We start from the raw sequence: 12,090 nt of genomic DNA on the forward strand, positions 1-12,090 counted from the left end.
GAAGCGCATGTTTTTCAAGATATTAAATGCCGGATATGACAGATATCCGGCATTTCTTTTTATTATTCATCAAAAAACGGAGTGCGTATATAGGTTTTGATGAATAAATCTTAATTTTGTTGAAACTCACTATTAAGGGATGTAAGCAGTGCGCTCGACGCAGGCATGACAAGAACGAAGCAAGAAGAATGTTAAAACAGAGTTTACAACAAAAACTACTTCAAAAGCTATCACCTCTTCAGATACAGGTGATAAAGCTGCTGGAAATTCCAACAGTTCAGCTGGAGCAGCGAATAAAAAAAGAGCTGGAAGAAAACCCAATTCTGGAGCTGGAACGCGAACAACCCGATCCGGATAAGGATGAAATGGATGCACCTGAGCAGGAAATTGAACGCGATGAGCTATCCATTGATGAATACATCAACAACGAAGATATTCCAGCCTATAAGCTTCAGTCACGTAACTTTTCAAAGGACGATAAACACGAAGATATCCCTTTTTCAACAGGCGCTACTTTTCACGAGCATCTGATAGCCCAGCTTGGGCTGCGTATTCTGTCAGACAGACAACGAAATATTGCGGAGTACATCATTGGTAATGTTGATGAAGATGGCTATCTGCGCAGAGAAGTAGATGAGATAATTGACGATTTGGCTTTTGCTCAAAATATAGAGGTTGACGAACGCGAAGCCCTAGATGTGCTGGAGATTGTTCAGGATTTTGACCCTGCTGGCGTGGCTGCCCGTGATCTGCAAGAATGCCTTATTTTACAAATACAACGTAAAGACCGTACTTTCCCCGACATAGAAAATGCCTACCAGATTTTAAGGCATCACTTCGAGGAGTTTACGCGAAAGCACTACGATAAGATAGCCAAACGCCTACACATTGATGAGGATGAGCTAAAAGATGCACTGGGTGAGATACTTAAACTCAACCCAAAACCAGGCAGCTCCTACAGCAACCCAATGACCAAAACTGTTCAGCACATTATTCCGGATTTCATCCTGGAGATTGAGGACGAACAGTTTCAGTTGAGCCTCAATAACAGAAACGTACCTGAACTGCGCATCAGCAATGCCTACTCGGATATGCTGCAAGATTACAGCAGCAACAAAAAGAATCAGACGCAGGAGAAGAAAGACGCTGTCATGTTTGTTAAACAGAAGCTCGATTCAGCAAAGTGGTTTATCGACGCCATCAAGCAACGGCAGAATACGCTAATGACCGTAATGAACTCTATTCTCGATTATCAGCACGATTACTTTATAGAAGGCGATGAAACCAAGCTGAAACCAATGATTTTGAAGGATATTGCCGAAAGAACTAATCTGGATATTTCGACCATATCGAGGGTTTCTAACAGCAAATATATCCAAACGCACTTTGGGATTTTTCCGTTGAAATATTTCTTCTCGGAAGGTATGCAAACTGATTCAGGCGAGGAAGTAAGTACCAGGGAGATTAAAAAAATACTTGAGGAATGCATTGCCAATGAAGACAAACGCAAACCACTAACGGACGATAAGCTGGCAGCCATTCTTAAAGAAAAATCATATAACATTGCTCGTCGAACGGTGGCCAAATACCGGGAACAACTTAATATTCCCGTGGCCCGATTAAGAAAAGAATTATAATAACAGCCGGTTAACACCGGCTTTTTAATACACCCAATGCGCACCTTTTCAAAAATAGTATCCACCGTATTTCATCCCATGCTCATTCCTACACTGGGATTGTTCCTCATTTTCAATATTGGTGGTCACTTCTCATACCTTCCGCTCGATCATAAAAGAATCATTTACCTGATTGTATTTCTGAGCACCTGTGCACTGCCGCTGAGTCTGATGCCCCTATTTATGCTATTGGGTGTTATTAAAAGCATATACATGAAGAACCGGCAAGAACGCATTCTTCCAACGGTATTCACTGGCCTCTTCTATTGTCTTGGTTATTTCTTTTTAAGCCGCATACCCGTTGTGCCAAGCTTTATTCAAAGCTTTATGCTGGCCACTATCATTGCAATTGCCATAGCATTACTTATCACACTCTTCTGGAAAATCAGTATGCATATGATAGGTATCGGTGGATTAACTGGTGCGCTTCTGGCGCTTTCTTTCCGCTTCGGCCTGGATATTTGGATACTATTCTCCTTGGCTCTTATTATTGCCGGAATGGTGGGTACCGCACGCTTGTATCTTAAAGCACACACGCCAGCACAAGTGCACACAGGCTTTATTTTAGGTGGGCTGGTGGTATTTGCAGGTTCATTAATTTTCTAGATCAATTAACGACTTAAAAGACTTTAGGTACTGATAATAAAACAGCCATAATTAAAGTCGTCCCTGATATTGTTGCGCAATCAATAGCCATATAATAACAAAAGCCACCCTATCGGATGGCTTTTATATTTTTAGAAAAAGATCGGTCTGAATTACTCAGCAGCCGGAGCTTCCGGAGCTTCTTCTGCTCCTTCTTCAGCAGCTTCTTCTGCTTCTTCGCCAGCAGCCTCTGCAGCAGCAGCTTTAGCAGCAGCTTCTGCCTCAGCAGCTAATTCAGCTTTTTTAGCAGCCAGAGCTTCGGCTCTTTCGCTATTGATCTTAGCTTCCTGCTCTAAACGCTCTTTAGTAGCGTCAGCTTTAGCACCTGCTAATTGATCTTTTTTAGCCTGAATCTTTCCTTCTTTTTCAGCTAACCAAGCGTTGTAACGCTTTTCAGCTTCGGCCTCATCAAAAGCACCTTTTTTAACACCATCCAGTAAGTGCTTCTTCATCATCACACCTTTGTACGAAAGAATCGCACGGGTAGTGTCTGTTGGTTGAGCACCTTTTCCTAACCACTCAAGGGCTTTGTCAAAGTTTAAGTTGATTGTAGCAGGATTAGTGTTCGGGTTGTAAGAACCAATTCTTTCAATGAACTTACCATCGCGTGGCGCTCTGCTATCGGCTACTACAATGTGGTAGTAAGCATACCTTTTACGTCCGTGACGTGCCAGTCTAATTTTTACAGGCATAGTATTACGTTTTATAAATTAAACAATTGCAAAAACTCGTTTTGCGGCTGCAAAGATAAAGCTAATTAATGTATCTGCCAATATTTTGAGCTCAAATATTAATACAAGTCGTTTATTTTTAGCCGGTAACAACCATCTGAAAACTGGTACTTTTCCGATTTGATAAGCGCTAAATACTAACAACACATTAACTTGTTTCCCTTCGGCATTCCCCTATTAATTCATTAACTTCGCCAACCACCCAGACGAATAAGCAAGGAAATAGAAAATTCTGATACTGAGATGTTTTTAATATTTGATACCGAAACAACCGGTTTACCAAAAAAATGGAAAGCCCCCTTAGATGACTTTGACAATTGGCCAAGAATGGTGCAACTAGCCTGGCAGTGTCATGATACAGAGGGTAATTTTCTGTTTGCCAAAAACCATGTTATCACACCCGACGGCTACACCATCCCCGAAGACGTAGTAGCGGTCCATGGTATCTCTACAGAAATAGCTCACGAGAAAGGTATTCCGTTAAAAGAGGCCTTACTCGATTTCATTGAAGACGTCAAACAAGCCAAGTTTGTGATTGGGCACAATGTATCCTTCGACATCAACATTGTTGGATGCGAACTGCTACGCTGTGAAATGGATGAGAAAGTGTTGGTCAACGCGCCAACACTGGACACCATGACGGGCAGTAAAGAATATTGTGATCTAAAACGAAAAGGACAACTCAAAAATCCAACACTAACCGAACTGCACCTGAAACTATTTGGCGTGCCGTTTGCCGAAGCACATAACGCAGCTGCCGATGTGGAGGCTACCTCACGCTGTTTTCTTGAGCTAATAAGGGTGGATGGCCTGCCAACGCAGTTGCTGAATATGTCGCCTGATCAAATACAGGCCTTTAAACTTAATAATCCAACCACCATTGAGCTGGCAGGCATTGAATACGAATCATTCAAAGTCAGTTCTGCATTTGATGAAGTATCGATTGAAGAGGAAGAGCGCAAGTGGGAGGAAGCAAAGAAAAACATCGATCCACAACCGTTTGTGCATCTGCACGTGCACTCACAGTATTCGATACTAGACGGAGCAGCGAAAACTGCCGATATTGCCGCCAAAGCCAAAGAAGATGGTATGCCTGCTGTAGCTATTACCGATCATGGCTCCATGTTTGGTGTCAAAGAATTTCACGTAGCATGTAGCAAGGCTGACATAAAACCCATCATTGGTGTTGAGGCCTATGTAGCCAAAAGAGGACACTTGCGAAAAGACGATAAAACCGATTCGGGAGGTCACCACATCATTTTACTGGCTAAAAACTATACAGGGTATCAAAACCTGTTGAAGCTCACGTCTATTGCCCACACCGAAGGGATGTACTACAAACCGCGAATTGATAAGGAATTACTGGAACAATATAGCGAAGGTGTGATTGTCAGCAGCGCTTGTCTGGGAGGCGAAGTAGCCCAGAACATTATGGCCGGTAACATCGACAAGGCGCGGGAAACAATTTTATGGTATAAAGATGTGTTTGGCGAGGACTACTACCTGGAAATCATGCGCCACCGAAACAACGATCCGCGCCTAAGAACCGATGTGTGGGAGAACCAGGTAAGAGTAAATAAAGTAATACGACGCCTGAGTGCTGAACTGGGCGTTAAAATTATCGCCACCAACGATTCACATTTTATGAATCCCGAAGATGCAGAGGCTCACGATGTACTAGTCTGCTTAAGTACCGGACGCGATTATGACGACCCAACCCGTATGCGCTATACCAAGCAGGAGTGGTTTAAAACCACAGCAGAAATGAATGAACTTTTTGCTGATGTTCCCGAAGCGCTGGCCAACACAGCAGAGATAGCTGAGAAGGTAGAATACTTTAAGCTGGACTCTAACCCGATTATGCCGCCTTTTGATATTCCTGAGGATTTTGGTTCGCTGGAATCGTACAGGGAGCAGTTTGATGAAGCTAAATTAATTGAAGAGTTTGGCGAAGAACGCTATGAGAAGCTTGGTGGATATGACAAGGTATTACCCATTAAGCTGGAATCTGACTACCTGGAGCACCTGACTTTTGAAGGGGCCAAAAAACGTTATCCGGGTGATGAGTTAACTGATGATAAAAAAGAACGACTGGAGTTTGAGCTGGAAACCATTAAAACTATGGGATTTCCGGGTTACTTCTTGATTGTACAGGATTTTATTAACTGGGCTAAAGACAATGGGGTACTCGTAGGGCCCGGACGTGGTTCTGCTGCCGGTGCCGCCGTTGCCTATTGTGTTGGCATTACCGACGTCGATCCCATTAAGTACGATTTGCTGTTTGAGCGTTTCCTGAACCCCGATCGTATCTCCATGCCCGATGTCGACATCGACTTTGATGACGATGGACGCCAGGATGTACTTGACTATGTGACCGATAAATATGGTCAGGAGAAGGTGGCACATATCTGCACATTTGGTACCATGGCCACTAAAAGCTCCATTAAGGATGTGGCACGTGTTCTAAGACTGGAATTGGCTGAAGCCAACCGGCTTGCCAAAATGGTGCCCGAAGCGCCAAAGATGAGTTTCAAAAAAGCTTATAAGGAAGAGCCTGCATTACTGGAAGAAAAGGAATCCTCCAATCCGCTAATTGCCAAAACCATCAAGTTTGCCGAGGCACTGGAAGGCTCAGTAAGGCAAACAGGTGTGCATGCCTGTGGCGTACTCATTGGTAAAAACCCCCTTGATGAACACGTACCGGTAATGCCTACAAAAGGCGAAGATCTACTTACCACTCAATACGATGGCCGTTTTGTTGAAGATATTGGCCTGCTAAAGATGGACTTCCTGGGTTTAAAAACCCTGTCCATTATTAAAGAAGTGCTTGGTAACATCAAGCTCTCTAAAGGTATAGATGTTGATATCAATAATGTCAACCTCGAAGATGAAGTGACTTTCCAGCTTTTTAGCCGAGGCGAAACCACTGCCATCTTCCAGTTTGAGTCGCCCGGGATGAAGAAGCACTTAAAGGCCCTTAAGCCAAACCGTTTTGAAGACCTGGTGGCCATGAATGCCCTGTATCGTCCGGGACCAATGGAATACATACCTTCTTTTATTGCCCGTAAGCATGGTAAAGAAGAGATTGTTTATGACCATCCGATGATGGAGCCTTACCTCAAGGATACATACGGAATTACAGTGTATCAGGAGCAGGTGATGCTTCAATCACGGGCCTTAGGCGGCTTTACTCGAGGCGATTCCGATTCGCTCCGTAAAGCGATGGGTAAGAAGATAATGGCCATGATGGACAAATTGAAGGAGAAGTTCATTAAAGGCTGTTTGGATAGTGAGGAATTTGTGCAGGCCTGCAAAGATGGCAAGACAACCATTGCCAAACCGGAAGATTTGATTGAAAAGATCTGGAAAGACTGGGAAGCATTTGCCAGTTATGCCTTCAACAAATCGCACTCGGTATGCTATGCCTATATTGCCTATCAGACAGGTTACCTGAAAGCGCACTACCCGGCTGAATTTATGGCGGGCGTATTAAGCCGCAACCTCAGCGACATTACCAAGATTACCAACTTCATGGAAGAGTGTAAAAACATGGGGATGGACGTATTGGGGCCAGATGTAAACGAATCGTACCGCAAGTTCACGGTAAACAAGGACGGAGCTATTCGTTTTGGTATGGCAGGTATTAAGGGTGTTGGAGAAGGAGCTGTAGATGCTATCATCCAGGAACGGGAGAAGAATGGGCCATTCAAATCGGTTTATGACTTTGTAGAGCGCTTGCCATTAACCACTGTCAACAAGAAAAACATTGAGGCATTGGCCTACTCGGGTGCATTCGACACCATGGGTAATTATCACCGGGCTCAATTCTTTGGCAAGCAAGAGAACGATGAGCTGAACTTTATTGAACACCTTATCCGCTATGGCAACCGCTTCCAGGCTGATAAAGCATCATCGCAGAACTCACTTTTTGGAGCAATAGGCGCTGGCATTGAAATCAAAACGCCCGACATGCCCAACTGCCCTGAATACTCCATTATTGAAAAGCTTAACCACGAGAAGGAGTATATTGGCATTTACCTGTCGGCTCACCCGCTAGACCAGTACAAACTGGAGATGAACTTCTTCATCCACCACCGCCTTAAGCAGCTGGATGATCTGGAGGCAATACGCGGTAGAGATATCACTGTAGCTGGCAGTGTGGTCAATGTCAGACGTGGCACTACGAAGAAGGGAAATCCATACGCCATTATGACCATGGAGGATTACACCGGCTCCTACGAGTTTGCTTTCTTTGGTAATGATTTCACCGAGTATCTGCCCTATCTGGAGATTGGTTACTTTATAATGGTTAAAGGACGTGTTCAGCCTAAACGCTTCAACCAGGAGGAGCTGGAACTGAAAATCAACAACATTAAGTTTCTGAGCGAATTACGAGATACACTGGTTAACACCATTACGCTGAAAGTACCGCTTAACGCCATCTCGCAAGAGCTAATAACTGAGTTATCGAATATTTTGCAAACAAATGAAGGCAATGTAACGTTAAAGTTTATAGTACAGGACCCGGAGACTAAGAATGCGGTGCAATTTTTATCGCGCAGCATGCGGGTTGACCTGAACGATGACCTCATTAAATACATTGACGAACATGAAGATATAGAAATGAGTATTGCATAAAGGTGCTTGACAAGAATCAGGTTTCTTTTGTTACATGTATATACTAAAAATTGTGTATTTTTGAACATGCCGAAATTATTTTGTATAACTTTGGCAATCACTTTCAAATTAAGAAGTTAAAATTTTTATACTAATAAAGTAAAACAGATTTGCTATGTTGATCGAAGTTACTGATGCCAATTTTGAAGAGTTAGTACTAAATTCAGATAAACCTGTATTGGTTGATTTCTGGGCAGAATGGTGTGGACCATGTCGAATGGTAACTCCTATTGTAAAAGAATTGGCAGAAGAGTACGGTGAGAAGGCCGTTATCACAAAAATGGATGTTGACAGCAACCCAGGTACTTCAGTGAAGTTTGGTATTCGTAACATCCCAACTATCCTGTTCTTCAAGAACGGTGAAGTAGTTGACAAACAAGTAGGAGCTGTTCCTAAAACTATTTTGGCATCTAAACTGGATGCTCTTTTATAGTATAAGCATACAAAATAGGAAGGGCTGTCAGGTAATTGACAGCCTTTTTTTAATCCTTAATTTTAAAACTACCCCCTTTAAAAATGAAACAGACAATTTTAATTACGGTCGCTTTGGCGCTGATTTTTAGCAGCTGCCAGTTTTTCGGACCACAAAAACAAGTCGTAAAGACAGGTAACAAAAATGCCGATGGCACATTCATCAAGAAGAGCCACTTTAACGATGATCCTAATGCTCCTGTTGAATGGGAAGTATCCATGAAGTTTAAAGATGGCAGCAAGTCGGCTATTCGCCATGGTTTATCCAAGCGTTATTCTACAACTGGCAAACTATTGGAGAGCATCAATTATGCCAACAATAAGAAAGATGGCATGCGCCTTACCTACCACTCAACCGGTAAAGTTTACAAGGAACAACCCTACAAAGATGGCAGACTAAACGGCATCTGTAAACGCTACGACAGAGATGGCCAGCTAACAGCCGAGTACGAATATAAAAATGGCTTACCCGGCGTTGGGCTGAAACGCTACACCAATCTTGGTAAGCAACGCCCTGACCCGGCTATTAACGTACAAAAAGTTGATAATATAAGAACAAACGGTACTTATAACCTAGTCTTATCATTGGCAGGAGAAGGTGCTAAAACCATTAAATCGGTTGAGTTTTATGAAGGCAAACTGATTGAAGATAAATACTACCACAAAAATTTGTCACCAGCTCATAAGCTTTCATCTAAGAAAGGTGAAATACGCATCAAACTCCCACAAGGTAGTTCGATGAATAAAACACTTAACATTGTGGCTGTTTGTAAAACCTCAGATGGTTTAACACTCATTCTTCAGCAACCAGTAAAGGTTGACGCAAGAGGCATCTAATAGCCTGATTTCGACCCAAAATATCAAGCCTCTGCAATTAAGTCAGAGGCTTTTTTTAGCCCATAATCATACCTACAATGGTGGCCGACATCAATGATGCTAAAGTTCCTGCCAGCAATGCTCTGAATCCGAAGCGAGAAAGGAATTCGCGCTTATTGGGCGCTAAGCCTCCAATACCCCCAATTTGAATGCCGATGGAAGCAAAGTTGGCAAATCCACAAAGCATATATGTAGCCATAATAACCGATTTACTACTTGTCAGGGCCCCTGAAGCTTTAAAACCTGCCAGGCTTGTATAGCCTACAAACTCACTGGCAATAATCTTCTCTCCCAACAATTGGCCCACTAGAGCAATATCCTGCGAAGGCACACCAATCAACCACATTAGTGGCGCCAGGCAATAGCCCAGAATAAATTCAAGGTTAAAGTGCTCGTATTGTCCATTGGTCCACTGCGCAATCGAATTGTTTAATGTGGTCCATTCACCCACCTTATCAAAGCCATAATTGATGAGGGCGATAAATGCAAAAAACACCAGTAGCATAGCACCCACATTGGCAGCCAGCTTTAACCCCTCGGTAGTTCCATTACTCATGGCATCCAGTATATTGCTGCCAATTTTATCCATTGATATTTTAATCTCAGAAACTATTTCTTCAGTTTGAGGAACGAGCACCTTGGAGATAACAATAGCACCCGGAGCCGCCATCACCGATGCGGTTAACAAATGCTTGGCAAACATCAGTCGCTGTACCGGATCATCGCCACCCAGAAAACCAATGTAGGCAGCCAGAACACCACCAGCCACTGTGGACATACCTCCCACCATCACTAAAAACATTTCTGAGGCATTCATCTTTGGCAGATAAGCTTTGATCATTAAAGGCGCTTCTGTTTGTCCAAGAAAGATGTTACCTGCAACCGACAAGCTTTCAGCTCCTGACAGCTTAAGGGCACGCGTTAACATCCAGGCCAATGCCCATACTACCTTTTGAATAACGCCCAGGTAAAACATAACACTGGTTAGTGCCGAAAAGAATATGATGGTTGGTAATATCTGGAAAGCGAAAATATAACCGAATTTAGAAGTATCCAGAAAATCACCAAGCAGAAACTCTGTCCCAACTTTAGTAAAATCGAGCACTAGTGTAAATAGCTTTCCTAAAAACTCAAAGATGCTTTGTACAAAAGGCACATATAGTACACACACAGCCAACAACAACTGAATACCTAAACCAATACCCACCACTTTCCAGGAGATTGCTTTGCGATCGAGACTAAATAACCAGGCTATACCAATTAACACAGCCATACCAAACAAGCCTCTCACGATACTCATCATATCAAATGAGGCCGCAGTGCCAACTTCCACCACTTGTTCAGTTGTATCTTGCGAGAATATCAACTGTCCCATAAGGAGACAAGTAGCTACTAGAAGAAATTTCTTCATAAGGTTTAGGATTAAATTGAATAATGTAAATGATTCAGGAGGGTGATACTTCTACTTTTCTCTTCGGTTAATTTCATCTCTGATCTTAGAAGCCTTTTCATAATCTTCAGCCATGATAGCTTCATCAAGCATCTTCTTCAGTTCAGCAATCGTTTTTGATTTGTACTCTGTACTGACTGATTTACTCTCACTACGCTCCACTGGCGTAATTGAGTGACCTTCTTCCTTCTTATCGAAATCAAGCACAATACCGGCTTTTTCAATAATGTCTTCGTAAGTGTAGATAGGACAGCCAAAACGCAGAGCCAAAGCGACAGCATCTGATGTACGCGAATCGATATGCAGTTGCTCATTATCCCGACGACAAACCAGCTCGGAATAGAAAATTCCTTCCTCAAGTTTGTAAACAACTACTTCAATAACATCAATATTAAAAGACTTAGAAAAATTTAAAAAGAGATCATGTGTTAAGGGTCGAGGAGGCTCCAATCCTTCAAGCTTAATGGCTATAGACTGGGCTTCAACACCACCAATTATAATTGGAATACGCCTTTCTCCATCCTCTTCGGCTAACACCAGCGCGTAAGCTCCAGATTGAGTCTGGCTATATGACAAACCAAGAATATTTAACTTGATTTTTTTTCTACTCATAGCGGCTTATTAGATCTTCACTCTTTTGCTAATGAATGCAATAAAAAGAGTGAATGAGTGTTATTCTTTGTATTCAAGCAAATATAACAATTAGTTTTTAACATTGACAGGCCAACACCGTTTTATAACTATCAGCGGCCTCGATTTCAAGCCATAAAAAACTAATTTTCAGCTGTCAGTAACAAAAATATTTGTGCCGAAAAGTAATTTTATATACTTTTGCACTCCATTGAATCCTGTGGGGTCGAAAAAGTGGCTTTAAAACGGAAGTCCACCTCCTGGATAAAACCATAAAAATTGGTGACATGTACGCAATTGTTGATATTGCTGGACAGCAATTCAAAGTAGAGAAAGAAAGAAAAATCTTTGTGCATCGATTGAGTGCCGAGGAAGGTGCTACAGTTGAATTTGAAAAAGTACTTTTAACAGACAACGAAGGTGACGTTAAAATTGGCGCTCCTGTTTTAGAAGGTGCTAAAGTAACGGCGAAAGTTCTATCACACGTTAAAGGTGATAAAGTAATCGTTTTCAAGAAGAAAAGAAGAAAAGGTTACAAAAAGAAGAACGGACATCGTCAGTACTTCACTCAAATTCAGATTGAAGAAATCGTAGGTTAAAAACTCAAAAAATTAGAATAAGATGGCACATAAGAAAGGCGTCGGTAGTTCGAAGAACGGTAGAGAGTCGGAAAGTAAACGACTCGGCGTAAAAATTTATGGCGGTCAGGCTGCCAAAGCTGGTAACATCATCGTTAGACAGCGTGGTACTCAGCACCACCCAGGTGAGAATGTTGGTATTGGTAAAGACCACACATTATTCGCTTTGGTAACAGGTACTGTAGCTTTCCGCAAGAAGAAAGACAACAGATCTTATGTTTCAGTAGTACCATTCACTGCTGAATAAGATTCTTGAAAAGATTATTAAATCTCCTGTTTTTATTACTTTCGTAATA

The 12,090-nt window shown here is 42.3% G+C and carries 10 protein-coding genes; 7 read left to right on the top strand and 3 right to left on the bottom strand.

Annotated elements, in window-relative coordinates; translation table 11 throughout:
* Positions 1-188 precede the first annotated feature (188 nt).
* Both rpoN and KEM09_RS04395 read left to right on the top strand, forming a co-directional pair.
* A complete protein-coding gene (rpoN, locus tag KEM09_RS04390; RefSeq protein ID WP_212226010.1) occupies positions 189-1,637 on the top strand; it encodes an RNA polymerase factor sigma-54 in 1,449 nt (482 codons plus the stop codon).
* A 36-nt stretch (positions 1,638-1,673) separates the two neighbouring features.
* Positions 1,674-2,282, top strand: coding sequence for a PAP2 family protein (locus KEM09_RS04395; protein WP_212226013.1), 609 nt, complete (start codon positions 1,674-1,676; stop codon positions 2,280-2,282).
* A 152-nt stretch (positions 2,283-2,434) separates the two neighbouring features.
* On the opposite strand, the gene KEM09_RS04400 is transcribed toward KEM09_RS04395, so the two are convergent.
* Positions 2,435-3,013, bottom strand: coding sequence for a 30S ribosomal protein S16 (locus KEM09_RS04400; protein ID WP_212226016.1), 579 nt, complete (start codon positions 3,011-3,013; stop codon positions 2,435-2,437).
* A 282-nt stretch (positions 3,014-3,295) separates the two neighbouring features.
* Here KEM09_RS04400 and dnaE point away from each other — a divergent pair, with 282 nt between their 5' ends.
* From dnaE to KEM09_RS04415, 3 genes are all read left to right on the top strand, one after another.
* Positions 3,296-7,690 carry a DNA polymerase III subunit alpha gene (dnaE, locus tag KEM09_RS04405; RefSeq protein WP_212226018.1) on the top strand — a complete coding sequence of 1,465 codons (4,395 nt, stop codon included), beginning with the start codon at positions 3,296-3,298 and terminating at the stop codon, positions 7,688-7,690.
* Positions 7,691-7,844: 154 nt separating this feature from the next.
* A complete protein-coding gene (gene trxA, locus KEM09_RS04410) occupies positions 7,845-8,162 on the top strand; it encodes a thioredoxin (RefSeq protein ID WP_212188652.1) in 318 nt (105 codons plus the stop codon).
* Positions 8,163-8,245: 83 nt separating this feature from the next.
* Complete coding sequence (locus tag KEM09_RS04415; RefSeq protein ID WP_212226026.1) at positions 8,246-9,037, top strand: toxin-antitoxin system YwqK family antitoxin; 792 nt, start codon at positions 8,246-8,248, stop codon at positions 9,035-9,037.
* 55 nt (positions 9,038-9,092) lie between these two features.
* Here KEM09_RS04415 and KEM09_RS04420 read toward each other — a convergent pair whose 3' ends face one another.
* On the bottom strand, positions 9,093-10,487 hold the full coding sequence (locus KEM09_RS04420) for a NupC/NupG family nucleoside CNT transporter (protein WP_244824836.1): 1,395 nt from the start codon (positions 10,485-10,487) through the stop codon (positions 9,093-9,095).
* A 51-nt stretch (positions 10,488-10,538) separates the two neighbouring features.
* Entirely contained in the window at positions 10,539-11,138 is a 600-nt protein-coding gene (locus tag KEM09_RS04425; protein ID WP_212188649.1) for a bifunctional nuclease family protein, read from the bottom strand.
* 305 nt (positions 11,139-11,443) lie between these two features.
* Here KEM09_RS04425 and rplU point away from each other — a divergent pair, with 305 nt between their 5' ends.
* Together rplU and rpmA are read left to right on the top strand one after the other, a co-directional pair.
* A complete protein-coding gene (gene rplU, locus KEM09_RS04430) occupies positions 11,444-11,755 on the top strand; it encodes a 50S ribosomal protein L21 (protein ID WP_212188648.1) in 312 nt (103 codons plus the stop codon).
* Positions 11,756-11,777: 22 nt separating this feature from the next.
* Entirely contained in the window at positions 11,778-12,041 is a 264-nt protein-coding gene (gene rpmA / locus KEM09_RS04435; RefSeq protein WP_212188647.1) for a 50S ribosomal protein L27, read from the top strand.
* The last annotated feature ends 49 nt before the right edge of the window (positions 12,042-12,090 follow it).

The sequence above is a fragment of the Carboxylicivirga mesophila genome (assembly GCF_018271975.1).
Lineage (GTDB): Bacteria > Bacteroidota > Bacteroidia > Bacteroidales > Marinilabiliaceae > Carboxylicivirga > Carboxylicivirga mesophila.